Source organism: Streptomyces chartreusis NRRL 3882, from assembly GCF_900236475.1.
GTDB classification, from domain to species: domain Bacteria; phylum Actinomycetota; class Actinomycetes; order Streptomycetales; family Streptomycetaceae; genus Streptomyces; species Streptomyces chartreusis_D.
Map to the genome: position 1 here is coordinate 8,444,374 of NZ_LT963352.1, position 25,937 is coordinate 8,470,310.

Below are 25,937 nucleotides of genomic sequence, written 5' to 3' on the forward strand. Positions count from 1 at the left end.
ACGGGGCGGTGGAGCGCGGGGTGGCGCGGCGGCATGGCGGACGGCCGCTCGCCGGCGCGTGGGTGTGCGACGGCGTGCGGATCCCGTCCTCTGGGGTGCTGCCGACGGTAGGGCGCCGGAGGCGAACGACACCAGAGGACGGTTCATCCAATCCCGGTGCTGCCAGTGGACGAATCCTCCACTTCGCAGTCACTCCTCGTCGTCGGCATCGTGGGCGTCGTCGGCGGCCCCGGTGTGCGGACCGTGGTCCGGCTCCGCGTCCGGACCCTGGGCGCGTACCCGCTGCACGTGTTCGAGGGAGTCGCGCAACTCCGTGAGCCAGTCGTCGGTGTGGCGCTGGACCAGGCGCACGCACCAGGCCAGCGCGTCACTGCGGCTGCGGGCGACGCCGCCGGCGATCAGGGTGTCGAGGACCTGGCGCTCCGGCTGGCGCAGCCGCGTCATGACGGGCGCGGCCACGTGCGTGAAGAGCGCCCGCTGCCCGCCGCACTCCACGCCCCAGGACACCTTCCGGCGGAACCGGTGCTCGGCCTCCCGGGCCACGGCCATCCGGTCCTCACGCGTGCGTTCCCGGAACTCCTGCACACGGCTCTCCAGGGCCGCTTCCCGCTCGGCGGCCGGGGCGTCCTCCGCCAGGCGGGGCTCGGGGATGCGGCCGATCACGGTGATCTCCTCGCGGTCGACCGTGATCTCGGTCAGCTCCTCGAAGAGGTCGTCGGGAAGGCGGCCGGCGAACCAGCCGCGCAGTTTCTCCCGCTGCTCATTAGTAATCATGTAATGACGATTACTCGGCCAGAGCATGAACACAAGGGGCAACGAAGCAGTCGGCCGAGAGCGGAATCGGAATGTTTCAGGCCTATTAACGAGCGTGCGGGAATCGGCCATCTGGCCGCTTCGTATCTCCGGGCGCCGTGCGGTTACGGGCTTCACGCAGCCGGATTCCGTAACTTCGCGCCACTGATTCAATACGCAATGTTACTGAAACCCGTGGGGTCGATGTGTGTTTCCGCGGCGGACTCGGCAGACTCGCGCTCGCCGCCCCGGGCACCGACCGGGCACGGGCCGGCACACCCTGTAATCGAGCGGAAGGATGCACACAATGCGGAACACCGCGCGCTGGGCCATGACCCTCGGCCTGACGGCCACCGCCGTCTGCGGACCCCTCACCGGGGCCGCGCTCGCCTCTCCGGGTCAGGCCCCCACCGCGCTCTACGCCCCGTCGGCCCTCGTCCTCACGGTGGGCCACGGTGAGAGCGCGGCCGCCGCGACTCCGGAACGCGCGGTCACCCTGACCTGTGCCCCGACAGCCTCCGGCACGCACCCGGTCGCCGGCTCCGCCTGCGCGGAACTGCGCGGCGTCGGCGGCGACATCCACGCCCTGACCGCGAGGGGCGGCGTGATGTGCACCAAGCAGTACGACCCGGTGGTCGTCACCGTCGACGGTGTCTGGCAGGGCCAGAGGGTCTCGTACGAGCGCACGTTCTCCAACGAGTGCGTGAAGAACGCCTACGGTTCCGGCGTCTTCGCGTTCTGAGAGACCGGGATCGCGCTGTTCCCGTGAGGTGCAGCGGTTCGAGGCTGGGGAGCCGGGCCGCTGTCGCGGGGACCTGCGATCTCGTACAAGGGGGCCGGCGGGCGGAGTGGGGCCGCCCGCCGGCCCCTGGGCTCACCGGCCACCGCGCACCGGGCTCAGGCCCGGTCGCGGTGGCTCGTGTCGCACCACGGATAGCGGCGGCTGCGGCGGCAGGTGCACAGGGCCACGCGGAAGCGGTCCGAGGTGACGACGGAACCGTCCTCCAGCTCCACCTCCACCGGGCCTTCCATCAGCAGTGGACCCTTGCGCTGGACCGTGACGCGGCGCGGCGCCGCGGACCGGTCAGACGGGGAGTTCGGCACGGACGACCACCAGCTCTTCCTTGTCCTCGGCGGCGGGCAGCAGCCCCCGCTCCCGCAGCCAGCGTTCCCGGCCACGCAGCACCGGGCCGAACGGGATCCGTCGCCGGCGCGTCACCGCGGCCTTCAGGCCCGACGAGCGCAGACAGCGGACGGTCAGGTCCGGGCCGCTGAGCGCGGACTGCACCAGCAGCAGCACCCCGCCCGGACGCAGCAGGTCGGGCGCCTCCCGGCAGATCCGGTCCACGACCAGCCGTCCGTCGTCGCCCGCGTCCCAGGCGCGGGCCGCGCCATGCGGCGGCCGTCCGGAGCCGTCCGGCGCCGGCACGTACGGCGGGTTGGCCAGGATCAGGTCGAACGACTCGCCGCGCACCGGGTCGAAGAGATTCCCGTGCCGGATGCGGACCGGGAGCCCCGCCCGCACAGCGTTCAGTCGCGCGGCCCACACCGCCCTCCGCGACACGTCCACGGCGGTCACACGCAAGCCTCGGCGCGCGGCCTCCAGAGCCAGGGCACCGGTGCCCGTGCCGACGTCCAGGACCTCCGCGCCCTGCGGCAGCGGCTCGTCGGACAGGGCACCGGCCAGCAGCTCGGTGTCCTCCTGCGGGGCGTACACGCCCGGGGGTACCAGTGGGTTCACGGGGTTCGAGTACCCGGCTGTTCAGGAGATATGGGCGGCTTCAGGGGCAAGCGGTGCACGCAGTGACGAACGTGACGCACGCCAGTCGGCGAGCAGCCGGGCGCCGAAGCGGTCCTCGACGAATCCGGTGGCGTCGATCCCGAACGCGACATCCGGGGCGAGGTGCGGCTCCACCTCCAGCAGGCCGCCGATGACCTCGTGGCGCACGACCTGCTCGTGGACCGCGTCGGCCTCGACGTGCTCGTCGTAGAAGTGCTCGGCCGCCCGCCCGGCGCCGGCCCGGCGCATCGCCTCGGCGAGCCGCCGCGAACCGGGCGACGAGGTGATCTCGACCGTCGCGAAGTGGCCGACCAGGGCGCCCCTGAGGGACCGGTGCAGGCCGAAGAGGGACATGAGGTTCACCGTGACCAGGGCCTCGGCGGACGCCGCGTCGAGATAGCGGCCGTACCTGGTGTCCAGGCCCAGATCCTTCATCAGGTCGGCGAACAGCCGGGCGTGCACGCGGTCGGCTCGGCCGCCGCCCCACTCGTCGAACTCCACCGCCGCCATCCCCGCCTTCGCCCGGCCCCACAGCCGCGGCAGCACCCAGGCGTGCGGGTCCGCTTCCTTCAGGTGGTAGAGGGAGCGCTGGGCCGCGTACTCGCGCAGGTGCCACAGCTCGCCTTCGTCGCGCAGGAAGTGGCTGACGCCCGAGCCGTCGACGGGCTCGACCAGGAGGTCCGCCAGCGCCTCGTCCACGCCGTCGTGGACCCGGGCGTCGGAGCGCAGGGCGGACAGGAAGCGGTGCTCCAGGGCAGCCCGGGTGCGCAGCAGGTCGGGGTCCCACTCGCGGTCGGGGGACACCCCCGCGAACCCGCGGTAGTGCAGCTCGTAGCACAGGTACAGGGCAAGCTGGAGGTCCTCGCCGTACACCGCGGCACGGGCGACGTCCTCCAGCCGGGGCAGCCGGCCCGCGCCCCGCAGGTAGGCCTCGACGCCCCTGCTCAGCGGGCCGCGCGGGGTGGGCAGTCCTGGTTCTCCACGGTCGTGCTCCATGCGCGCCGGGTACCCGGCCGGCGACCGGAGTCACCTACCCGCGTAGCACCCGCGCGGAAAGGGACTCCGGCACGTCGTGAAGGGGCCGGACCGACCCGGCCCCTCCTCTCAGTCCCCCTGGGACTCCTCCTGGGCGCGCGTGTTCGGGGTGATGGCCTCTGCGGCCTCGCCCCGGTGGCGTCGCTGCTCGGCGGAGTCCTGCGTGCGGTTCTCGGCCTCCTCGATCTCGCGCAGGACCTCCTCCAGCGCCGTCTCGGGCTTCTTGTCGGAGCCGTCGTGGTTGTCGTCCTGGGACACGGGGGTCTCCTTCCTGCGTTCGGTGCGTTCGTTCTCGTCTGCGGGGCTTCAGCTGGAGGCGGTGGCGATGCGCAGCGGCACCGGGTCGGGAGGGGCCGCCTCCTCGGTGCGGCGGGTGACCTCCGCCCACCACGCCGGTCCGTCCTCGATGTGCCGCAGCAGCACGCCCTCGCGGATCGCCCAGGGGCAGACCGTGACGGACCTGAGGCCGGTCAGTTTCATCGCGGTGTGCCCGACCACCGCCCCGGCCAGGCTCTGCGCGGCCCGCGGCGCGGAGATGCCGGGCAGCTCGGCGCGTTCGGCGGCGGGCAGGGCGGCCAGCCGCGGGATCGCCTCCCGCAGCGCCGCGCGGTGCAACTGCCGGTCCACGAACGGGCCGTGGCGTCCGGGCGCCGTACCGCACAGCCGTCCCAGCTGCTGGAACGTACGGGAGGTGGCGACCGCGGTGCGCGGGCCCTCCCAGCGGATCCGCGCCGCGACGTCCCTCAACTGGTGGCGGACCTTGCGGCGCAGCGCCCGCACCCGCTCCGGCGACGGCGGGTCCTCGTCCTGGAAGAACTCGTGGGTGAGCCGCCCCGCGCCCAGCGGCAGCGACGCCACGAAGTCGGGCAACCGGCCGCGCCCGAAGGCGACTTCGAGCGAGCCGCCGCCGATGTCGAGCAGGGCGAGCGGACCCGACCGCCAGCCCATCCAGCGCCGGGCCCCGAGAAACGTCAGTTCCGCCTCGACCTCGCCCGGCAGGGTGCACAGGTCCACGCCGGTGCGGGACCGGACGGCGTGGAGCACCTCGTGCCGGTTCGACGCGCCGCGCACCACGGCGGTCGCGAACGCCAGCGGACCGGCCGCCCCCCACCGGGTGGCGGTCCGGCTCGCCTCGGCGACCGCGTGCACCAGTTGTTCCACGGCCGGCTCCGGGATGGGTCCCCCCGGTGTGACCTGCTCGGACAGCCTGAGCCGCCACTTGGCGGTGTGCACCGGAAGCGGTACGCCACCGTCCGCGTCCGCGACCACCAGTCTGACCGTGTTCGATCCCACGTCCACCACGCTGATTCGCATGGGCCGTGGGTACCCACTTCTGGGTGAGCCCAACGGTCAGGGCCCCGGAGTACGGCGAAGACACGCCACCGGGCGGGCCGGGGATCGTCACGTCATCTGGCGCCGTACCAGCTCGTGCAGCCGGCCGCTCGTGTCGGCGAGCAGCTGGGCGGGCGGGCCCTGCTGGACGACCTTGCCGTCCTCCATCACCACGACCCGGTCGGCGTCCATCACGGTCGACAGCCGGTGGGCGATGACGATCCGGGTGGCGTTGAGGGCCTTGGTGCTCTCGATGACCGTGCGCTGGGTCTCGTTGTCGAGGGCGCTGGTCGCCTCGTCGAAGAAGAGGATGCGCGGTCGGCGGATCAGCGCCTGGGCGATCATCAGCCGTTGGCGCTGGCCGCCGGAGACGGCGCCGCTGCCCGAGACGATGGTGTGCAGGCCCATCGGCATCCGCTTGATGTCCTCGGCGAGACCGGCCATCTCGGCCGCCGCCATCGCCTCCTCCGGCGTGTACGGCTCGGTACCGCAGATGACGTCCAGGATCGAGCCGGTGAACGGCTGCGCGTGCTGGAGCACCACACCGCACTGGCGGCGCACCGCCGACTGGTCGAGCGCGGCCAGGTCCTGACCGTCGTAGAGGACGCTGCCCGACACCGGGCGGTCGAAGCCGATCAGCAGGCGCAGCAGCGTCGACTTGCCGCAGCCGCTGGGGCCGACGACCGCGACGAACTCGCCCGGCCGTACCTCGAACGACACGTCGTCCAGCACCAGCGGACCGTCGTCCGAGTAGCGGAAGGACAGCCGCCGCGCCTCGAGCGCCCCGGACAGCGGGCCCGGCCGCGTGCTCGCCGTGCGCACCTCGGGTGTCGCGTCCAGCACCGGCTTGATCTCCTCGAACAGCGGCAGCGCGGCCACGGCGGAGACGAACGAGCTCGTCAGCTGGGTCACCGAGGTCAGCACCATCGTCACCGAGGTGTTGAAGGTGAGGAACGCGGCCGCCGACATCGAGCCCCGGGCCGGACCCGCCAGCAGCATGAACATCAGCAGCGTGCACAGCGGCAGATACACCGCGCCCAGCACCGACGTGAGGTTCTTGATGCGGCCGACCTTCTGCTGGAGCTCACGGCTGCGCGCGAACTGGGACGCCCACGCGGCGTACGCGTAGTTCTCGGCGGCGGCCACCCGCAGCTTGGGCAGGCCGCGCAGCGTCTGGAAGGCCTGGTTGTTCAGCTTGTTGGAGAGCACGACCAGCCGCCGCTGCCACCGCACCTGCCACAGCCCGAGCCCCAGGAACACGGCCGCGATGACGACGAGCATGCCGATCGCCGCCATCGCCATCGGCACGCTGAACCACAGCAGCAGCCCCAGGTTCATCGCCCCGACCGTCACCGACTGGGCGACCGTCGGCCCGACTCCCGCCAGCAGCCTGCGGATCGAGCTGATGCCCATGGCCGCGCTGGCCAGTTCGCCGGTGGAGCGCTCGGTGAAGAACCTCGTGGGCAGCCTGAGCAGCCGGTCCCACACGGCCGGCTGGAGCGTGGCCTCGACCCGGCCTTCCAGCCGCAGGATGGTCAGGTTCTGCAACAGCATGAAGGCCGCCGACACCACGCTGGTGAGCATCACCGCCAGACACACCTGCACGATGAGGTCCGTCTGCGCCTTCGGCACGAACTCACCGAGCACCTTGCCGGTCGCGATGGGCACCAGTGCGCCGATCGCCACCGTGACCAGTCCGCTGAGCAGCAGTCCCGTCAGGTCGCCCCGGGTGCCCCGCATACAGAACCGCAGCAGCCTCAGGGGGCTCAGTCCCCGCTCGGGCAGCGGGCGGTAGAACATCACCGCGCGCGGCTCGAACTCGTCGGCGTTGGCCTTCTCGACCGGCGTCTCACGGCCGGTGGACGGATGGACCGCCACATATCCGCCACGCCGCCACAGCAGCGCCACCGGCGCACCGGACAGCGCCCGGTGACCGACCAGCGGCCCGACGTTGTCCCGCCACCAGCGGCCGTCCAGGCGCACGGCCCGGGTACGGACGCGGGAGGCCAGGGCCACCTGCTCGACCGGGTCGAGGCGGTCACCGCCCGTGCCCTTCTGGGTGGGCTCGGTGAGGCTGATCCCGGCCGCCTGCGCGACGAGCTTGCACGCCGCGTACGTGGCGTCGGCGTCGGCCGCGGTGGTCCGCTTGGACGACCGCTTGCCGATGGAGGCGAGCAGCGTCCGGTCGGCCTGGGCGCGCACCGCCTCACCGGCCTTGATGCCCTCGGCCGTGCGCGACTCGTGGGTGCGCTCCAGCTGTTCGATCCAGCGGTCCAGCGTGGTCAGCAGCCGGTACTGCTGGTCGACCATGGACTGCCACAGCGCCGGGTCCATCAGCAGGTCGGCCGCGGCCTCCGCGCCGTACAGCGAGCCGTACTGGACGCTGCCCGGCGGCACCTGCATCCAGAACACGTCGTCGTCCGTGGGGACGGCGGCCCGCTCGTTCGCCATCGGCGCCTGGAAGAGGATGGACTGGCTGCGGCCGACCCCCAGGGCGAGGGCGTATTCCAGCGGGCTCGTCGTCGGCGGCACGTACTGCGGGTTGCCGTACTCGTCGTACGACCAGGTCGCGGTGTTGGCGGGCTGGTACAGCTCGCGCAGGCCGATGCGGTGCACCACGCAGTCCCGCAGCGGGCGGGCCACCAGGGTGTGCTGCGGGCCCGGGACCGGGCCGAGCACCAGTGAGCCCGCCTCCAGCCGGCCGAGGTGGTGCCAGTGGCCCTGCTGGCCGGCGTCCACCGCGAACAGGTCGACGGCACCCGCCGCGACCAGCCACAGCACCTGCGGACCCTCCAGATCGAGGCGGTTGAACCCGGCGCAGTCGATGCGCGAGCCCATCTGCCCGAAGGCGTTGAGGACGAGGTCGCCCTCGTGTCCCTGAACGGCCGTCATCTCACCGCTCCCTGACCAGTGCCGCGTACGCTCCGCCGCGCGCCACCAGTTCCTCGTGCCGTCCCCGCTCCACGATCGTGCCGTGCTGGAGGACGACGATCTCGTCGCTGTCGCGGACGGTGCTGAGCCGGTGCGCGATCACCACACAGGCACAGCCGCGCCTGCGCAGGTTGTCCATCACGACCAGCTCGGTCTCCGCGTCCAGCGCGCTGGTCACCTCGTCGAGCACCAGGATGCTCGGCCGGCGCACCAGCGCCCGCGCGATCTCCAGGCGCTGGCGCTGCCCGCCGGAGAAGTTGCGCCCGTCCTGCTCGACCTTGCTGTGGATGCCGCCCGGACGCCGCGTGATCACGTCGTACAGGGCGGCGTCGCGCAGCGCGTCCTCCACCGCCTCGTCCGGGATCGACGGGTCCCACAGCGCCACGTTGTCGCGGACCGTGCCCTCGAAGAGGAACACGTCCTGGTCGACGAAGGAGACGGAGGCGGCCAGCGCCCCGCGCGGGATGTCCTCGATGCGCTGTCCGTCGATGCGGATCACGCCCTCCCACGGCGCGTACAGGCCGGAGATCAGCCGGGACACCGTGGACTTGCCGCTGCCGGACCCGCCGACCAGCGCGACCTGCCGCCCGGGGCCGACCGTCAGGTCGAAGCCGGTGAGCAGGGGCTTGTCGAGCGGGCTGTAGCCGAAGGTGATGTTCTCCAGCTCGACATGGCCCTGGAGGCGGCGCGTCGACTCGCCGGACTCGGGGCGGCCGTAGAGCGGATCGGCCTTGAAGTTCTCCACGTCCTTCAGCCGCGCCACGTCGGCCGCGAAGTCCTGGATGCGGCCCGCGACGCCGTTGAGCCGGGTCAGCGGGGCCGTGAAGCGGGTGACCAGGGCCTGGAAGGCGACCAGCAGACCGACCGAGATGTGGCCCTCGACCGCCCGCATGCCGCCGATCCAGAGGATCAGCGCGCTGTTGAGGGTGGCCAGCGTCGGCGCGACCACGCCCAGCCAGGCGCTCGGCACGCCGAGTCGTTGCTGCTCCTCCAGCGTGGTGGCGTGCTGCCCGGCCCACTTGCGGAAGTAGCCGTCCTCGCCGCCGGTCGCCTTCATCGTCTCGATCAGCTGAAGGCCGGTGTAGGCGGTGTTGGTGAGCCGGGCCGTGTCGGCGCGCAGCTTCGCCGTGCGCGTGGCGCGCAGCCGGATGACGACCCGCATGGCCACGATGTTCAGCAGCGCCACGCCGATGCCGACGAACGTCAGCTGCGGGTCGTAGGTGTACAGCAGCACCGCGTACAGGACGACGACGACCGCGTCCACGCCCGCCGCCGCGAGGTCGCGGGACAGGGTCTCGGCGACCGCGTCGTTGGACTGCAGCCGCTGCACCAGGTCGGCGGGGCTGCGCTGGGAGAAGAACGTCACCGGCAGCCGCAGCAGATGGCGCAGGAAGCGGGCGCTGGAGAGGGTCGAGGAGATGATGCGGCCGCGCAGCAGGTTGGCCTGCTGGAGCCAGGTGAGCACGACCGTGAGCAGCACGCACGCCGCCATCGACGCGAACAGCACGCCCAGCAGCGAGGTCTGGTTCCCGATCAGGAACTCGTCGATGTAGGTGCGGCTGAGCGCGGGCACCGCCGCGCCGACCGCCACCAGCAACAGGCTCGCCAGGACGGCGGCGGGCATCGTGCCCGCGGTCCCGCGCAGCCGGGCGGGCATCGCGCCCAGGACGCCCGGCTTGCGGCCGCCCCGGGCGAAGTCCTCGCCGGGTTCCATGACCAGCACGACACCGGTGAAGCTGCCGTCGAAGTCCTCCATGGGGACGAAGCGGCGGCCCTTGCCGGGGTCGTTGATGTAGACGCCACGGCGGCCGAACCGGCGGCCCATGCCGTCGTAGACGACGTAGTGGTTGAACTCCCAGAACAGGATGGCCGGCGACTTCACCTCGGCGAGGGCGGCCAGGTCCATCTGCATGCCCTTGGCCGTCAGGCCGTAACTGCGGGCCGCCTTGAGGAGATTGCTGGCGCGCGAGCCGTCGCGGGAGACGCCGCAGGCGATACGCAACTCCTCCAGCGGGACGTGCTTGCCGTAGTGGCCGAGCACCATCGCCAGGGAGGCGGCGCCGCACTCCACGGCCTCCATCTGGAGCACGGTGGGCGTGCGGACGGTCTTCGCCCCGGCCTTGGGCACCTTGCGCTTGGGCGGGGCGGCGCGGCGCCGGCCCCGGGTGTCCGGTGCGGTCGCGGTCACGGCAGCAGCCAGTCGACGGGACGCTGGTCGGCCAGCCGGATCGACCCCGAGGCCAGCGTCATGGAGGTCAGCTTGAACGGCGGCCCGTCCGCGGACGACCACTTGTACCCGCTCTTCGTGGCGGACGACTTGTCCAGCCGGACCGTCACGGCCACCGGCCTGCCCTTCTTCGTGAACTGCTCGCCCAGCTGGCTGTCCCCGAGGAACGCGGCGATCTGCTGCGGCGACTGGGCCGAGCGGTCCACCGACTTCACATGGCCGCGCAGCACGCCGTACTCCTGCGTCGGCACCGACTGCACGGTCAGGTCGACGGCGGCGTCGTCGGGGATCGAGGCGGCGTTCTCGGCGGGGACGTAGACCGTCGCGTACAGCGGGTCCTTGGTGTGGGCGACCTTCTCGACGGCGGCGACGTTCGCGCCGGTCTGGATGATCTGCCCGACGGTCGCGGCGAGCGCGGAGACACGGCCCGCGTCGAGCGTGCGGACGACGGCTTCGCCCTTGGGCGTACGGACCTTGAGAACGGGGGAGTCGGCCGGCAACGTCTCGCCCTGCTTCGCGAGCACCGCGGTGACCTGGCCCGCGACGGGGCTCTGGAGGAGATAACTGCCCTGCCCGTGCGTGAGGATGGCGGGTGCGCTGACGGTGGAGGTCACCGAGCCGGTCACCGCCCACACCGAGGCGGCCGCCATCGCGACGACCGTCACCGAGAGCACGAGCCAGCCCTGCGGGCGGGCGAAACGCACCGGAAGGTCGAGTTCCTCCGGTGACTGAAGCTTGGCGAGGGCCTGTTGGCGGAACTGCAAGGAACTTCCCTCACCCGTAGAAGAGGTTCTTACGGCCGCAGCAGAGGCTGTTACGGCACCCGAAGATCCCGGAACCGCCGGCTGCGGCTCCGGGAGTCAACGGCACTGGGGCTCGATCAGAGGCCGGAGACCAGGTTGGTGACCGGGGCCGTGTTCAGGCCGGTGACACCCTCGACGGTGCCGACAGCGGTGTTCACCAGGCCGGAGACCGGGGCGATGCTGTCGACCGTGTCGGTGACGGTGTTCACGGCGTTCACGGACAGGCCGCCGGAAACGGCGTCGAGCTCGGCGTCGGCGATCTCGACGGTCTCAACCTGGGGGGTGGAGTTCATGGTGGAACTTCCCTTCGTATGGATATCTCACAAGGGGGGAGCGGCCCCCTCTGGGGACAGATGACGGCCGCGACCGCGAGTGCCGGACTCTCGTTTCCGAGTGCCCTGTGCGGCCCCCGCGGTGCGATGGATCAAAGCACGCTGCGGGCGCGCGCTTCCAATCAACCAGCCGTCTCACCAGGCAACTTGCGCCCCCGCCGCACCGAAGCGTGCAGGTATGTGCACGCCTTGGTGGCGAGTTCTTCACATGCGGCACGGCATCGGCTCATCCGACCCCTTGTCCCGTGGAGCGGCGAATCCGGCACTCCCGCCCCAAAGGCGTGACCGACGCGGCGGGCGCGTGGTCAATCCTCGACTCGGTGACCGGGTTGAGCATTCGGTGTGCAGATTCGCTGAAGGTGGGATTCGACTCGACGATCACAACAGATCGTTTCCAGTCGGATACGGATCGTGTTGGTTCGGCGAGTCGTCATGAACCCTGTGGCTGACACGCCGTCATCCGGCCATGGGCGGCCGGGGGCCGACGCACGTCACCTGTTCCGGCGTGCCGCTGTGACCAGGACGGTCGCAGACCGTGCGGCCGGTGCTCGGTCGGCGGGAGTTGGCTGATTCCGCGATGCGAACGGATCACTTGCAAACGGAATTGAACGCCCCGGACGGCCCGTGCGTACCAACAGCCATCCAGGCGCCCCCCAAAGCTGCCGGACGGCGGCACCTACTCCGTCCCCCAGGAGGAGAGAAGTTTGAGTCACAAGCGAATTCCGAAGCGCAAGGCCGCGATAGCGGCGGGCAGCGTGGTGGCGCTCGGCGCGGCCGCGATCCTGCTCCCCAACGCCAACGCCTCGCAGGACGGTTCGTCCGACGACGCGGCGGCCGCGCCGAAGACCCTGAAGGCGGGCGACGCCTCGGATCTCGCCTCGCAGCTCTCCGGGCTACTCGGTGAAGCGTTCGGCGGCTCCTATTACGACAGCGACAGCCAGCAGCTCGTGGTCAACGTCGTACCGGGCGACAACAACAACGTGATCGTGCAGGCGAAGGCGGCGGGCGCGAAGGTCCGCGAGGTCGACAACAGCTGGTCGGAGCTCCAGAGCGGGGCGCAGACCCTGAAGTCGGACGCGACCATCGCGGGCACCTCGTGGTCGATCGACCCGGTCACCAACAAGCTCCTGGTGACGGCCGACAGCACCGTGACCGGTGCCAAGTGGGACAGACTGGAGTCCACCGTGCAGAGCCTCGGCTCCGGCATGGCGACCATCAAGAAGTCCGCGGGCACCTTCAAGCCGTTCGTCTCGGGCGGTGACGCCATCTTCGCGGGCGGCTCGCGCTGCTCCCTCGGCTTCAACGTCACCGCGGGCGACGGCTCGCCGGCCTTCCTGACGGCCGGTCACTGCACCCTCGGCGGCAACGAGTGGTCGGACACGCAGGGCGGCCAGCCGATCGCCACCGTCGACCAGTCGACCTTCCCCGGCGACGGCGACTTCGCGCTCGTGAAGTACGACGACCCGGCGACCGAGGCGCCCAGCGAGGTCAACACCGGAGACCAGACCGTCCAGATCACCGAGGCCGCGGAGGCGACCGTCGGCCAGGAGGTCTTCCGGATGGGCAGCACCACCGGGCTCAACGACGGCCAGGTCCTCGGCCTCGACGCCACGGTGAACTACCCGGAGGGCACGGTCACGGGCCTCATCCAGACCAACGTCTGTGCCGAGCCCGGCGACAGCGGCGGCTCGCTGTTCACCCAGGACGGTCTCGCGATCGGCCTGACCTCGGGCGGCAGCGGCGACTGCACGGTCGGCGGCGAGACGTTCTTCCAGCCGGTGACCACCGCCCTGGAGGCGGTCGGCGCGACCCTCGGCGCGGGCGGCGGCGCGGGTGAAGGGGCCGGTGCCGGCGAGGACGCCGGTGCGGGCCAGGACGCCGGTGCCGGTGCCGGTGAGGAAGCGGGCGCCGGTGAGGAGGCCGGAGCCGGCGGCGAGGCCGGCGCGGGTGCGGGCCAGGAAGCCGGTGCCGGTGAAGAGGCCGGCGCGGGTGCCGGTGCCGGTGAGCAGGCCGGCGGCGAGGAAGCGGGCGCCGGAGCAGGTGCGGGCGCCGGTCAGGACACGGGCCAGGGGGTCGAGGACGACTCCGGTCTGACCGAGTCCCGCTGACCCCAGGACGTCGGCAGCCGGTCCGACGCTGCCGGCCCGGTTCCGCCCCCTTCCTGGCGGGACCGGGCCGGCCCACCGGCGTTCCCAGCCACCGGCCGGCCCGAGCCGCGGTCGTGCGGTTCCGGTCGGCGGTGGACCGGGCCGGCCCTCCGGCGGGAGGGCCGGCCCGTCCGCGTGTCAGCGGGGCCCGACCGGGTGGGTCGCCCCGTACCGCCCCGTCGGGCCCCTATCCGACGGCGCGGAGCAGCAACAGGGCGATGTCGTCGAGCCGTTCCTCCCCGTCCCCGCGGTGGTGCTCCGGGCGGACGAGGCTGTCGGCCAGTTCGTCCAACGGCTGGTCCCCGGCGTCGGCCAGGCGACGGCCCAGGCCCGCGAGGGCCTCCTCGAAGTCGGTGCCGGGGGACTCGACCAGCCCGTCGGTGTAGAGAACGAGCAGCGAGCCGGGGGCGAGGGCGACCTCCGTCGTCGGGTACACCGCGGAGGCGTCGATGCCCAGCAGCGGGCCGCCGGCCAGGTCGAGCACGCGCACCCGCCCGTCCGGGCGTCTCAGCAGCGGAGGCGGATGACCCGCCCGGGACATCACGGCCCGGCCGTGCGCGGGGTCGAGCCGCAGGTACAGACAGCTGGCGAACAGGTCGGCCCCCAGGTCCAGCAGCAGCCGGTTGGTGCTGCGCATGACCTCCTCGGGCGCCTGGCCCACGGCCGTGTACGCGCGCACCGCGGTGCGGACCTGCCCCATCAGACCGGCCGCCGTGACGTTGTGGCCCTGCACGTCCCCGATCACCGCCGCCGCCATGCCCTGGGTGCGCACCAGGTCGTAGAAGTCGCCGCCGATGTCCATGCCCTGCGTGGCCGGCACATAGCGGGCGGCCGCCTCGATGCCGGGCAGCGACGGCAGGGAGTGCGGCAGCAGCGCCTCCTGGAGGCCGTGCGCGAGCCGGTGCTTGGCGTCGTACAGCAGCGCCCGCTCCAGCGCCTGGGCGATCAGCCCGGCCAGACTGGTCATCACCGCCCGTTCCTCCGTCGGGAAGGGGTGCGGCTCGGTGTAGGAGAGCACGCACGTCCCCACCGGCCGGCTCTGGGCGATCAGCGGCAGATACGCCCAGGCCGCGAACCCGTCGGGCGTCGCGCCCCGCGCCGGGTAGAGGCGCTCCAGCTGTTCCTGCGACTCGAAGAAGGCGGGCACGCCCGTCCGCAGCACCTGTGTGCCCGGGGTCGGTTCGGTCAGCGGCATCCCGTCGAACCGCTCCACCACGGCCGCGTCCCGGTATCCGCGATGCCCGAGCACCCGCAGCCGGTTGGCCCGCGAACCCAGCAGCACCAGGGCCTGGCTGCCCACCGCCGGGGCGATCTCGTCCGCGACCAGCTGCACCACGTCCTGCACCCCCACCGCCTCGGTGAGCGCACTGGCCAGGTTCAGCACCTGCGTGATGGTGACCAGCCGGGTCGGCGTCCCGTCGGGCGGCGGCGCGGTCCGGTTCATCTCCGCCACGGCGCGGGCCCTGGTGATCCGGACGCTGAGGCCCGTCGTGCTCGGATACAGCCGGAACGACAGCCACTCGCCGGGCGGGCGCAGTGCCACGAACGAGGCGGTGTGCTGGCTCATCAGCGCCGCCCGGTAACGGTCCTCGTACACCGGGTCGTTGAGCCACGGCACCGACGCCCACAGCTGCGTGCCGAGCAGCCGGCTGACCGGGACGTTCAGCAGCTCGGCCGCCGCCGCGTTGACGAAGCCGATCCGCCCGTGCAGATCCAGCGAGACCAGCCCGTACGGCAGCCGGCTCACCATCCGGGCCGCCTCGACCGTGCCGAGCGTGCCGGCCATCCCGCCCACCAGGGGGGAGGCGACCAGATCCGTCTCGGGGTGCGGCGGGATGCTGTGCTCGGCGGCCCGCTCCAGCCGGACCGCCAGCCGTCCGCAGGCCGCGGTCAGATGCTCGCGTTCCCGGTCGGAGAGCTCCTGGGGATGCCCGCCCGGCCAGGTCACGAACACCGCGCCGTACACGGTGGACTCGGTGGCCACCGGCACCGCGGCCAGGGCGAACGGATAGGGCAGCACCATGGCGATCCGCGGATAGCGGCGGGCCATCTCCTCCTCGCCGCCGACCCACACCAGCCGCCGCTCGCGCGCCGCGTCGGCGACGGGGATCGGCGCGCTCAGCCCCACCCGCTCCCAGGGCGCCGCGAACGCCCGGGGCAGCCCCGCCATCACCGCCATCTCCAGCACCGGCTGGTCCTGCGCCAGCAGGTAGACCGCGCCGGAGTGGGCGTGCACCTCGTCCATCATCGAGGCCAGCGCCAGGGACAGCAGGGGACGGCCGACCGGCGTCCTGGCGGCTGCCGGCGCCTGCGCGGACGACTGCCCGTCGGACACGCCGACCACCTCCTCGCACGGCCGCGCGACCGGACTCAGGAACAAATGTCCTCCCTGGCGGGCCGTCGCGCACGACGAGCGGCACGGGGGACGGTCCTGGTTACCGTCGGTCACAGGCGCGCGGCCCGTCTGACGGCGCCCGCATACCCCGACCGCCGTGGCCCATGCCGCCGAAGTCGAAGCGCGGCCGGGGGTACGGGCGCCGCACGTGCGCCCCCACGCACCCTGATGGCCGGTTCTTCGCGCCCACGCAGGGTCACGGTCGCGAACAATGGGGCACGCGCTCAACACGACGACGTGGCGTACGGCGAGCCGAGGGGGTGGCAGTGATCCGGGTGCTTCTGGTGCACGACGAGTGTCTGGTGCGATCGGTGCTGGCGGAGTGGCTGCGGGGCGAGCCCGATCTCGCGGTGTACGACACATCGTGGCGCGGCGCGCCCGGAGTGCTGCCGTCCGTGCGACCGGACGTGTGCGCCGCGGACCTGGAGTGCGCGAACTCCTACGGCATCCCTCCGCTGGGCGAACTGTGCCGCCCGGGCCCGGACCGGACGCGCCCGCGCTTGCTGGTGCTCGCCACTGCGAACAGACCCGGACTGCTGAAACGGGCGGTCGAGGCGGGGGCGCTCGGCTACGTCGACAAGGAGGGTTCGCCGCAGAACCTGCTGCGCGGGATCCGCCGGGTCGCCGAGGGGGAACGTTTCGTCAACGACTCACTGGGCTTCGGTTTCCTCAAGGCGGCCGAGATGCCGCTGACCCGAAGAGAGCTGAGCGTGTTATCCCTCGCGGCCGAGGGAGCCTCCATCGCGGAGATCGCCGGGAGCCTGCACCTGTCCCACGGGACCGTGCGGAACTACATGGCGGCCATCACCCGCAAGACCGGGGCCCGCAACCGCATCGACGCGATCCGCATCTCGCAGGGACAGGGCTGGCTCTGACCACCGGGCGGGCACGGGCGTCCAGCCCCCGACGAGGTCCCGGTACAGCGCCGAGGACCGCATCAGCTCCTCGTGACCGCCGCAGGCCGTGCTCCGGCCGTCCATGACGAGTACGCGTCCGGCGCGGCGGGCCGAGCTGATGCGGTGGGCGACGACCACCAGGGTCCCGCCCGGCCGCGCGGCGAAGGCCTGCTCGGCGCGCTCCTCCGTCTCGGCGTCCAGATGGCAGGTCGCCTCGTCGAGCAGGGCGAGCGGGGCGTACGACAGGTAGGCGCGGGCCAGCGCGACCAGCTGCCGTTCGCCGGCCGACAGGGCGGCCGGATCGACCCGGGCGCCGAGGCCGCCGAGCCGGTCGGCCAGCGGGGCGAGCCCGACCGCCTCGGCGGCGGCCCGCAGTTCCTCCTCGGGCACCGGGTCCGGACGCAGGTACACGAGGTTCTCGGCCAGGGTGCCGCCGAAGACGTAGGCCTCCTGCGGGATGAGCACCCGCCCGGCGGCCGCCTCCGGCCCGGGCACGGGATGTCCGCCCACAGTGATGGTGCCCCGGTCCGGCGTGAGGAGCCCGGCCACGAGCGCGGTGAGCGTGGACTTGCCGGCCCCACTGGGCCCGACGACGGCCAGGTGCGAGCCGGCCGGGAGAGTGAGGTCGAGCCCGTCGACGACGGGGGTACCGGCGGGGCCGTAGGAGAAGGTGACGCACGAGAGGGACAGGGCGGGGGGAGTGGGGGTCGGTGAGTGGCCGACGGGGTGGGTCCGGGCCGCTGCGGGGGGCGTGCGGGGTGTGCCGTTGTCGTCGGGGGCAGGGGGCGTGTGGGGTGTACGGGGTGTGCCGCTGTCGTCGGCGGCGCGCGAGGGGGGTGTGCCGCCGGCGGCCCGTACCGCTCCCGGGAGCGCGCCGCGGGGCCCGTCGGCGCAGAGGCCGGGAGCGGGGCGGGGGCCCGTGCGCCGCTCCGTCGTGTCCCCGGGCCGCCGGTCCGCCTTCGGCCGCGTTCCGCCGCCGCCCGTGCCCTCGGTCTCGGCGGGGTCCGCCGAGGTCAGCCTGCGCAGCACCACCGTCAGGCGGGAGCCGCTGGTGCCCAGGCCGTGGATCAGGTTGCGCAGGGCGGGCAGCAGGGACTGGGTGACGTAGGCGAGGGCGCCGACCAGGGCGCCCGGGGTGACGCCGTGGGCCAGGAGCCACGGGGCGGTGGCGAGCAGCAGCACGATCGGCAGCTGGCCGCCGAGCGCCAGGGACGCCACACGGGGCACGCCCCAGTGGGCCAGGGCACGCGCCGCCCGCAGTTCCGCCTCGACCCGTTCGCCGGTGCCGGCGGCGATGTGCGCCTCGGCGCCGGTCGCCGTGATGTCCCGCAGGCCCGGGCAGACGGTGCCCAGGTGTCCCGCGAGGGCCTCGTCGGCGACGAGGAACGCCTCCTGCCGCCGGGCGAGCGGCCGCAGTGTCGCCGCGAACAGCGCCACCCCTGCGGCCAGGGGCGGCCCGACGACGAGCAGGAGCGGCGGGGCGAGCGCGAAGAGCCCGGCCAGGGCACCGGCGGCGGTGAACACGAAGGAACGGGAGACCATGACCAGCCCGGCGAAGGTGTCCCGCGCGATCTCCACCTGCTGGGTGAGCCCGGACAGGGAGCCCGCGTCACCCGTCCGCACCCCTCGGGACACCACCCGCTCCACGAGCCGGTCCCGGAACGGTTCGACCAGCTGGGCGACGGCGGCGTACACGCGCGCGGTCCCGTACGCCCCGACCAGGACACCGAGCCCGGCCACCGCCAGCCAGGCCAGCCCGACACCCGGCCGCCCCCGCAGGAACCCCTCGTCCAGGGCGCGGGCGGGCCCGTACCCGATGAGGAAGGTCTGCCCGGTCTCCAGTACCGACCAGGCAGCGAGCCGCAGCAGGACCCGCCACCGGGCCAGCAGGAACCGCAGGCCCCGCGCGGGCAGTCCGCCCGCAACGGGCGGGGGCGTGCCACCGTCGGTGTGTACGGGGCCGTCCGTCATGCCTCTGCCTCGCTTCCGGCCCCGGCCTGCGCCGGTTCGGCCCCCTCCCCGAACACCGCCCGGTACTCCGCGAGCCGCCACAGCTCCTCGTGCCGCCCCACCGCCCGCACCCGCCCTCCGTCGAGCCAGGCCACCGCGTCGGCGCACGCGGCCGTGGCGCCGCGGTGGGCGACCAGGAGCCGCGTGGTGCCCGGGCCGTCGCCGAGCAGGGCGTCGGTGATGTGGCGTTCCGTCACCGTGTCCAGGCTGGAGAGGGCGTCGTCGAGGATCAGCAGCCGGCCGCCGTGCGCGAACGCCCGGGCGAGACCCAGCCGTTGGGACTCGCCGCCGGAGCGGGGGGCGTCGGCGACGGCCGTGTCGTATCCGTCGGGGAGGCGGCGGACGAAGTCGTCGGCGAGGGCGGCGCGGGCCGCCTCGCGGATGCGGTCGGGGGAGGGGGACGCCAGGCCGAGTCCGATCGCCTGCTCGACCGTGCCGCCGAGGAGGGCCGGGCGGGCGAAGGCGTATCCGACGGCGCACCGCAGGTCGTCGTGCGGCAGTTCGCGCAACGGCACCCCGTCGAGGAGCACCTCGCCCGCGTCCGGGTCGGCCAGCCGCCCGGCGAGCGCGGCCAGCAGCGACTTGCCCGCGCCCGACCGGCCCACCACGGCCAGGGTCGTGCCGCCCGGTACGACGAGGTCCACTCCGTCGAGCACGGTGCGTCCGCCGCGCCGGGCCGTCACGCCGCGCAGCTCCAGCCGCCCGGGCCCCTCGGGCAGTCGCCGTGCGCCGAACCCGGTGGCCGGCTCGGCGAGGATCTCGCCGAGGCGCCGGGCCGCCGCCCGGGCCCGGGCCAGGCCCGCGAGCCGGCCGACCAGGACGCCGACGCCCGTCGCGAGCACCGCGTACCGCGAGGCCGCGAGCACCTCGCCCACCGACAGCCGGTCCCGGGTCAGCAGCACACCGGCCACGGCGACGACCGCGAGCTGGAGCAGCGGGGCCACCGCGACGGCCTGTGCGGCGGCGCGCCCCTGCACCCGCCACATGCGGTGCCCGGCCTCGGACAGGCCGGGCAGCGGCCGCAGCACACGGGCCGTCTCCCGGCCCTCCGTACCCGCCGCCCGGACGGTACGGAAGCCCTCGACGGCCTCGGCCAGCGCGGCGGCGATCCGGCCCTGGGCCCGCTGGTAACGCGTAGCGCTCTCCGTGGTGTCCCGGGCCACCGCACGCAGCAGGAACGTCAGAACGGGCGCCCCGGCGAGGAAGACCGCCGCGAGCCGCCAGTCGATCAGGCCGAGCGCGACCACACCACCGACGGGACCGGCGAGGGCGGCGAGCAGCGCCGCACGGGCCGCCGGAGTGGTCCCCGCCTCGGCGGCGTTGCCCACCAGGCGCGCGACGAGGTCACCGGATCCGAAGCGGTCGGCGGCCCGCGGGCCGACGCCCAGCACGTGCCCGGTCAGCCGGCGGCGCAGCCACGCGGTGCTGCGGGCGTCGACGGTGCCGGTCAGGACGGTCTGGGCCGCGTCCAGCAGGGCGAGCAGCAGCACGAGGCCGGCGCAGTACAGCACCCAGCGGGTCGCCGGGTCCCGCGCCAGCAGCAGATCGAGCGCCCGGCCCAGCACGGTCGGCAGCAGCAGTCCGGCACCGGTCGCGGCCGTGCTCACCAGGCACAGCGCCGCACAGCGGGCCCCGCTGCACCGGGTGGCCGTACGCAGCAGCGTGCGGGCGTGTCCGGTCGCCGGGTCGTCGTCACCACGCGGGGTCATACGGGCCTTTCGCGGGACGGGACGGACCCCGGGCGGCCCCTCCCCGAAGGGAGAAGACCGCCCGGAGCCGTGACGCGGACGCCGGTCAGAGGCAGAGCAGGACGCTCGCCGCGCTGATGCACGAGAGCAGGCTGACCGTGCTGGCGCCGCCGCCGTCCGTCCGCTCCTCGGACTCGATCGTCTGGAGGTCGAGAAGTGCCATGGTGTGTCCTTCCGTTGAGTGTCCGTCCGTGGTCATCCGTGGGGACGGGGTGGTGTCACGACTCCGCCGGATCGCGGAGCCGCGTATAGGGGGGGCCGCCGGTGCGGCGGCGGGAGGAACGGCAGGTGGGTGTCGGTCGCCGGGTCGAGGGCCGCGCCGAGCGCCAGCAGGCACCCTGCCGTTCCGGTGGCGAGGTCCATGGACAGCCGCATCATCTGGTGGCCGGGGAAGGCGAGTTGGCCCTCGTAGGCCATCGCGAACCAGCCCAGTCCGGCGATCTGCCCGGCCAGCCGGTCCGCGGTCGCGCCCGGCGTGGTCGTGCGGCTGAGGTGCAGGATCATTCCGGCGCGGCCCTGGAACAACCCGGGCTGCGCGTAGAAGCGTGAGGTGGCCGCCGTGAGCACACCGGAGCGGGCCGGCCCGAACTCCCCGGCCAGGTGCGGGGCGTGGCCCACGAGGTCGTCGAGGACCATGCCGATTCCCGCGCTGCCGTCGCCGAGGTAGGGCAGGGTCCGCCAGCCCTCGTCGACCTCCAGCGCACCGCCCTCGCGGGTCGCACAGGACTCCAGGTCCCGGCGCAGCGCCACGGCCGCCGCCTCCAGCCATTCGGCCCGGCCGGTCCACTCGTACTGCCGCAGCATGAGCAGTGCGGGGCCGGTCGCGCCCCGCAGCAGTCCGGCGCGCGGCCGGGGCGTGGCGGGGAGCGGCTCGGCGAGCCGTCGCAGCAGGATCCGGGCGGCCTCGTCGGCCCGCTCGCGCAGCACCGCTTCCCCGGTGGTGTGCGCCAGGTGGCCCAGGACGAGGCCCAGTCCGGCCAGTCCGCCGTGCAGGTCGGAGGAGAGGTTCTGCCAGCGCTCCGCGAGGATGCCCTCGACCAGGTCCAGCGCCCGCTGCCGGTGCCCGAGCCGGTCCAGGACCAGGGCGACGCCCGCGAGACCGTCGTACAGGCCGAGCGGCGTGCCGACCGGGGCCGGCGCCGTCCGGGCCAGCAGCCAGCGCTCGCCCTCCTCGTACCGCTCGGCGCCGATCGCGTCCAGCGCGTACAGCACCCCGGCCGCGCCGTGGGCGATCCCCAGCCCGCCGCCGTCGGAGAACTGGGCGACATCGCCCGGGAAGAGCCGGTCGTCGCGCTCCGGGGTGGCCGAGGCGAGGATCGCCTTGACCATGGAGTCGCGGCTGTACGGCCAGTCGCCCGGGTCCACCGGAGAGGACGGAGCGGCCACCGTACGGCCGGACACCTCCCGCGTGATCTCCGTGACCGCCTCGTCGAGAAACTCCCGCGGCACGTCCGGGAACTCCTCCGCGATCACCTCGGCCAGATGTGCCGCCTTGCCGCGGTCGACCACGAACAGCGTGGTCACGGGCAGGAACAGGGCCAGCCGCAGACAGGCCAGCGCATAGCGGTCGACGTCGGCGCCCCGGCGGTCCGGCGGCGCGAAGAAGCCCGGGTGGGCGACGACCTGGCGGCCGTTCTCCCCGGCCGGGGCCGCGGCCTCGAAGTCGAGGAGGAAGACCGTCTCCTCGTCCGGCGCGACCATGATGTTGAAGACGTGCAGGTCGTTGAAGACGATGCCGCGCGCGTGCACCGCCGCCACGGCCTCCTCCACCTTGCGGTGGATGCGCAGCGCCCACGCCGTGTACGCGGCGACGGCCTCCGGCTCGGGATCCTGGGCGAGCAGCGGATGCCGCTCGGCGAAGAAGGAATTGAGCGGGCGGCCCTCGAGGAAGTCCATCACCAGGAATCGGTGGCCGCCGAGCTCGAACCAGTCGCGCACCTCCGGCACCACGCCCGTGCCCGCGACCTGCTCCAGCGCCCGCTTCTCCCGCTCCAGCCGGGCGATCGCGTCGGCGCCGTCCGAGGCGAGCCCAGCGTGCGGCCGGCCCTCCTTCAGCACGACCCTGCGCCCGTCGCGCGTGTCGGTGCCCGCGTACACACCGCCGCCGTTGGAGAAGTGCAGCGCCTTCTCGATGCGGTAGGGCAGGTCGCCCGTCGTCGTGTTGTTGCGCGCGTCCAGATGGGGCTTGAGGAACTCCGGCAGCGTCACCCAGTCCGGCACCTGGAAGGACGGCGTCCGCCGGTCCGGCACCAGCCGCCCCGCACCGTCCCGCACGGCCGGCACCAGCGCGCCCCGCTCGTCCACGACGAAGGAGCGCGCGAAGGCGCCGTACCGGACGTACAGCGGACCCTCGCCCCACCGCAGGTCGGTCAGGATGTACGGCCCCTCGAACCCCTCCAGCAGCGCCCCCAGCTCGCGCAGCACCTCGTGCAGCTGCTCCTCGCCGGCCGGATAGACGGTGACGAACTTGCCGCTGCCGTCGCGCGGCGCGTACTTGGTGTTGCGCAGGTGCAGCAGGTGCGGGCCCGGCACGAACTTGAAGGGGATCCGCCGCTCGACGCAGTAGTCCCACACGATCCCGGCGATCCGCTCCGCGTTCGCCCGGGTCGCCGAGGCGTGGATCTTCCAGCCCTGCGCCGGGCCCTGCGCCGGCTCGCCGTCCGGACCGAGCGGCGTCATCGTCAGCCAGTCGCCGATCCGTGCCGCCTCCCAGCCCTCGGGCACCGGCCGGCGGGCCGTCTCGTAGAGGTGGGCCGCCGTCCCCTGCGCGGCATCCTGCCCGCTGTGCGCCAGCCGGTCCGGCGTCTCGTAGAAGTGCCGGTCGGCGAGCGCGTACACCTCGTACCGCTTGTCCATGCGTCCCCCTCCGTGACGGGCACCGAGCCTTCCAGCCACGCCACGGGCCCGGACAGTCACGCCTGTCACGAGAACACCGTGCGGAACGCATGGGTAAAGACATGTTCGGTGGCTTTCGAGCGCCCGTTCCGGCTCGGCTCCACGGAACGCTCACAGGGGCTGCGCAGGTGTCTCATAAGCGCTGTAATGGCCAACGTGGTCAGTGAGGGCGCCGAAGAGCGCGGAACGCGAACGCTGCGTGCCGAAGGTGCCCTCAAAGCGATCGCGGTCGATCAGGAGTCACCCGAACGGGTGCACCGTGCTCTCGAACAGGCACTCGTCTTCGCCGGTGCCGCGTTCGTCGCCGTGTACACGCCCAGTCAGGACGGCGAACTGCTCTCCCTCGTCGAGTCGGCCGGCGCACCCAGGACGCTGTACGGGCTGCGCGACAGTTACCCGCGCGCCGGGCGCTCCCCGGCCGCCGAGGCCCACCGCGGCGGACGGCCGGTGTCGCTGAGCCCGGCGGAACTCGCCGAGCACGCCCAGGCGCGGCGTGTGCCGTCCCGGGACTTCCATCTGGTGGCCCTGCCCGTGCACGGCAACGGCGGCGGCTGCCTGCTGGCCGTGAGCGAGCGCCCCGCCGGGTTCGACACCGACGACCGCAAGTGCCTGGAACTCGTCTCCGAGGCGGTCGCCTTCACCGCCCCGGCCGCTCCGGCCGAGGGCGGTGAGCTGCCGCCGGGCGCCTTCAGCCTCGCCATGGACACCGGCCGCGTCCGGGTCGGCGACGATCTGCTGGACCTCTTCGGCCTGGACCCCGTGGAGTTCGACGGCCGCGTCGAGACCCTGCTCGGCCTGACCGTGCCCGAGGACCTGCCCTCGCTGATGTCCGTCGTGGAGGCGGACCACATGTCCATCGGCGACCGGGAGCTGGAGTTCCGCGTGCTCCAGCCCACCGGGCCGCCGAAGTGGCTCCGGCTGACCGGGCGTCTCCTGCCCGGTGGCGAGGGCCACCCGGCGCGGCTCGTGGGAACCGTCGCCGACGCCTCCACGCTGCGCTCCGACGTCACCGACGTGGCCCGCGTCCAGCGCCTGGCCACCGCGCTGGCCACCGCCGTCACCGTCCGCGACGTCGGAAACGCCGTGGTCGCCGCCCTGCGCAGGCCGCTCAGGGCCGACCGGATCGCCCTCGCCGAGCTGGAGAGCGACCGGCTCGTCGTCACCGTCCTCGACCCGCCCGAACCCGAGGCCTGGCCCGAGCTGTGGCGCAGGGAGTGGCGCAGCGAGTGGCCCGACGCGCCCGTGCGCGCCATGCCCACCCTCTCCGCTGCCCTGCGCGAGGGCCGGGCCCGGATCTGGCCCGCCGGCAGTACCCTGGAACGCGCCCTGGCCGAGGTCGGCCCCGGCGGCCTCGCCGTCCTGCCGCTGCCCGCCGGGAACCGCATGGCGGGGGCCTGCCTGATCGGCTGGGACGCCCCGCACGACTTCGGCACCGACGAACGCGCCCTGCTCACCGCCTGCGCCGGCCTGGCCGGACAGGCGCTGGTGCGGGCCCGGGCCTTCGACGCCGAACACGAACTCGTCGGCATGCTCCAGCGCCAGCTGCTGCCGCGCCGCCTGCCCCGGCTGCCCGGCGCGGTGGCCGTCGCCCGCTACCTGCCCAGCACGGCAGGGCTCGAACTCGGCGGCGACTGGTACGACGTCATCCCGCTGCCCGACCACCACGTCGCCCTGGTCATCGGCGACGTCCAGGGGCACAGCGCGGGCGCCGCCACCCTCATGGGCCAGATGCGCACCGCCCTGCGCGCCTACGCCGTCGAGGGGCACCCGCCCGACGTGGTGGTGGGGCACGCCAACCGGCTGCTCATGGACATGGAGAGCGACCTCTTCGCCACCTGCGCCTACGTCGACGTCGACCTGGAGGAGGGCTCCGCCTGGTGCGTGCGCGCCGGGCACCTGCCGCCGGTGCTGCGGTACCCGGACGGCCGGACCGAGATCGCGGAGGCCGAGGGCGGCCCGCCCCTCGGGGTGATCACCCAGGCCGACTTCCCCATGAGCCCGCTGCGCCTCCCGCCCGGCACCGTGATCGCCCTGGCCACGGACGGCCTCGTCGAGACGCCCGGCACCGACATCGACGAGGGCATGGACCGCCTCGCCGGCCGGCTGGCCGGAGCCGCCCCCGCCGACCTGGGGTTCGTCGCCGACGCCCTCCTCGGCAACGCCCCGCGCAGTGACGACGTCGCCCTGCTCCTCATGCGCTACGACGGCATGGACCTGCGCCCGCTGCGGGAGAGCTGGACGGTGTGGCGCGTCCCGCAGGCCGTCGGGCACGCCCGCCGCTTCGCCCGGCGCACCCTGCGCACCTGGGGCGTCACCGAGGACATCGACGCCGTCCTCCTCGTCGTCTCCGAACTCGTCACCAACGCCCTCGTCCACACCGACGGCCGGGTCCGCATGGACCTCACGCTCATCAACAACCGCCTGCGCGTCGCCATCGCCGACGCCTCCCCGCGCAGCCCGGTCCGGCCGACCAGCATCGGCTGGGAGGCCACGGGCGGCCGGGGCATCCTCCTCGTCGAGGCCCTGTCGGCGACGTGGGGGACTCTGCCGGTCAGCGGCGGCAAGCAGGTGTGGGCGGAGGTCGCACTCGGGCGATGAGCCGTCAGAAGCAGGG

General features: G+C 73.6%; 18 protein-coding genes and 1 pseudogene. 4 read left to right on the top strand and 15 right to left on the bottom strand.

The window, feature by feature from the left end; translation table 11 throughout:
- Positions 1-189 precede the first annotated feature (189 nt).
- Positions 190-774 (bottom strand): hypothetical protein, encoded by a 585-nt coding sequence (locus SCNRRL3882_RS38115; protein ID WP_010040532.1) that lies wholly within the window; start codon positions 772-774, stop codon positions 190-192.
- Between the two features lie 325 nt (positions 775-1,099).
- Here SCNRRL3882_RS38115 and SCNRRL3882_RS38120 point away from each other — a divergent pair, with 325 nt between their 5' ends.
- Positions 1,100-1,534: a protease inhibitor gene (locus SCNRRL3882_RS38120; protein ID WP_010040531.1), complete on the top strand. Its 435-nt coding sequence runs from the start codon at positions 1,100-1,102 to the stop codon at positions 1,532-1,534.
- Between the two features lie 155 nt (positions 1,535-1,689).
- Here the strand turns inward: SCNRRL3882_RS38120 and SCNRRL3882_RS38125 are convergent, their stop codons facing one another.
- From SCNRRL3882_RS38125 to SCNRRL3882_RS38165, 9 genes are all read right to left on the bottom strand, one after another.
- Positions 1,690-1,896, bottom strand: coding sequence for a CDGSH iron-sulfur domain-containing protein (locus tag SCNRRL3882_RS38125; RefSeq protein ID WP_010040530.1), 207 nt, complete (start codon positions 1,894-1,896; stop codon positions 1,690-1,692).
- A complete protein-coding gene (locus SCNRRL3882_RS38130) occupies positions 1,877-2,509 on the bottom strand; it encodes a HemK2/MTQ2 family protein methyltransferase (protein WP_010040529.1) in 633 nt (210 codons plus the stop codon). Before SCNRRL3882_RS38130 ends, SCNRRL3882_RS38125 begins: the two co-directional genes overlap by 20 nt.
- Positions 2,510-2,554: 45 nt before the next feature.
- Complete coding sequence (locus SCNRRL3882_RS38135) at positions 2,555-3,568, bottom strand: iron-containing redox enzyme family protein (RefSeq protein ID WP_010040527.1); 1,014 nt, start codon at positions 3,566-3,568, stop codon at positions 2,555-2,557.
- A gap of 108 nt (positions 3,569-3,676) precedes the next feature.
- Complete coding sequence (locus tag SCNRRL3882_RS38140) at positions 3,677-3,865, bottom strand: hypothetical protein (RefSeq protein ID WP_010040526.1); 189 nt, start codon at positions 3,863-3,865, stop codon at positions 3,677-3,679.
- Between the two features lie 48 nt (positions 3,866-3,913).
- Positions 3,914-4,921 (bottom strand): hypothetical protein, encoded by a 1,008-nt coding sequence (locus SCNRRL3882_RS38145; RefSeq protein ID WP_010040524.1) that lies wholly within the window; start codon positions 4,919-4,921, stop codon positions 3,914-3,916.
- 87 nt (positions 4,922-5,008) lie between these two features.
- Positions 5,009-7,831 carry an NHLP bacteriocin export ABC transporter permease/ATPase subunit gene (locus SCNRRL3882_RS38150; RefSeq protein ID WP_010040522.1) on the bottom strand — a complete coding sequence of 941 codons (2,823 nt, stop codon included), beginning with the start codon at positions 7,829-7,831 and terminating at the stop codon, positions 5,009-5,011.
- Position 7,832: 1 nt separating this feature from the next.
- Positions 7,833-10,058, bottom strand: coding sequence for an NHLP family bacteriocin export ABC transporter peptidase/permease/ATPase subunit (locus tag SCNRRL3882_RS38155; protein WP_010040519.1), 2,226 nt, complete (start codon positions 10,056-10,058; stop codon positions 7,833-7,835).
- Complete coding sequence (locus tag SCNRRL3882_RS38160; protein WP_010040517.1) at positions 10,055-10,861, bottom strand: HlyD family efflux transporter periplasmic adaptor subunit; 807 nt, start codon at positions 10,859-10,861, stop codon at positions 10,055-10,057. The genes SCNRRL3882_RS38155 and SCNRRL3882_RS38160 overlap by 4 nt, the downstream gene beginning before the upstream one ends.
- Before the next feature lie 116 nt (positions 10,862-10,977).
- Complete coding sequence (locus SCNRRL3882_RS38165) at positions 10,978-11,193, bottom strand: hypothetical protein (protein WP_010040515.1); 216 nt, start codon at positions 11,191-11,193, stop codon at positions 10,978-10,980.
- A 743-nt stretch (positions 11,194-11,936) separates the two neighbouring features.
- On the opposite strand from SCNRRL3882_RS38165, the gene SCNRRL3882_RS38170 reads away from it, so the two are divergent.
- The gene (locus SCNRRL3882_RS38170; RefSeq protein WP_029181216.1) at positions 11,937-13,340 is read left to right on the top strand and encodes a S1 family peptidase; all 1,404 of its coding nucleotides are present in this window, start codon (positions 11,937-11,939) and stop codon (positions 13,338-13,340) included.
- 226 nt (positions 13,341-13,566) lie between these two features.
- On the opposite strand, the gene SCNRRL3882_RS38175 is transcribed toward SCNRRL3882_RS38170, so the two are convergent.
- Positions 13,567-15,723: a SpoIIE family protein phosphatase gene (locus tag SCNRRL3882_RS38175; protein ID WP_040903315.1), complete on the bottom strand. Its 2,157-nt coding sequence runs from the start codon at positions 15,721-15,723 to the stop codon at positions 13,567-13,569.
- 155 nt (positions 15,724-15,878) lie between these two features.
- On the opposite strand from SCNRRL3882_RS38175, the pseudogene SCNRRL3882_RS38180 reads away from it, so the two are divergent.
- Positions 15,879-16,565 (top strand): annotated as a pseudogene (locus tag SCNRRL3882_RS38180) (LuxR C-terminal-related transcriptional regulator); the annotation flags it as partial.
- Here SCNRRL3882_RS38180 and SCNRRL3882_RS38185 read toward each other — a convergent pair.
- The 4 genes from SCNRRL3882_RS38185 to lanKC form a co-directional block, all read right to left on the bottom strand.
- On the bottom strand, positions 16,488-18,641 hold the full coding sequence (locus SCNRRL3882_RS38185) for an ATP-binding cassette domain-containing protein (protein ID WP_010040507.1): 2,154 nt from the start codon (positions 18,639-18,641) through the stop codon (positions 16,488-16,490). The pseudogene SCNRRL3882_RS38180 and the gene SCNRRL3882_RS38185 overlap by 78 nt on opposite strands.
- On the bottom strand, positions 18,638-20,389 hold the full coding sequence (locus tag SCNRRL3882_RS38190; RefSeq protein ID WP_010040505.1) for an ABC transporter ATP-binding protein: 1,752 nt from the start codon (positions 20,387-20,389) through the stop codon (positions 18,638-18,640). The genes SCNRRL3882_RS38185 and SCNRRL3882_RS38190 overlap by 4 nt, the downstream gene beginning before the upstream one ends.
- Positions 20,390-20,474: 85 nt before the next feature.
- Complete coding sequence (locus tag SCNRRL3882_RS38195) at positions 20,475-20,591, bottom strand: SapB/AmfS family lanthipeptide (protein WP_010040504.1); 117 nt, start codon at positions 20,589-20,591, stop codon at positions 20,475-20,477.
- A gap of 32 nt (positions 20,592-20,623) precedes the next feature.
- A complete protein-coding gene (lanKC, locus tag SCNRRL3882_RS38200; RefSeq protein WP_010040503.1) occupies positions 20,624-23,284 on the bottom strand; it encodes a class III lanthionine synthetase LanKC in 2,661 nt (886 codons plus the stop codon).
- Positions 23,285-23,470: 186 nt separating this feature from the next.
- On the opposite strand from lanKC, the gene SCNRRL3882_RS38205 reads away from it, so the two are divergent.
- A complete protein-coding gene (locus SCNRRL3882_RS38205) occupies positions 23,471-25,921 on the top strand; it encodes a SpoIIE family protein phosphatase (RefSeq protein WP_010040502.1) in 2,451 nt (816 codons plus the stop codon).
- Positions 25,922-25,937 lie beyond the last annotated feature (16 nt).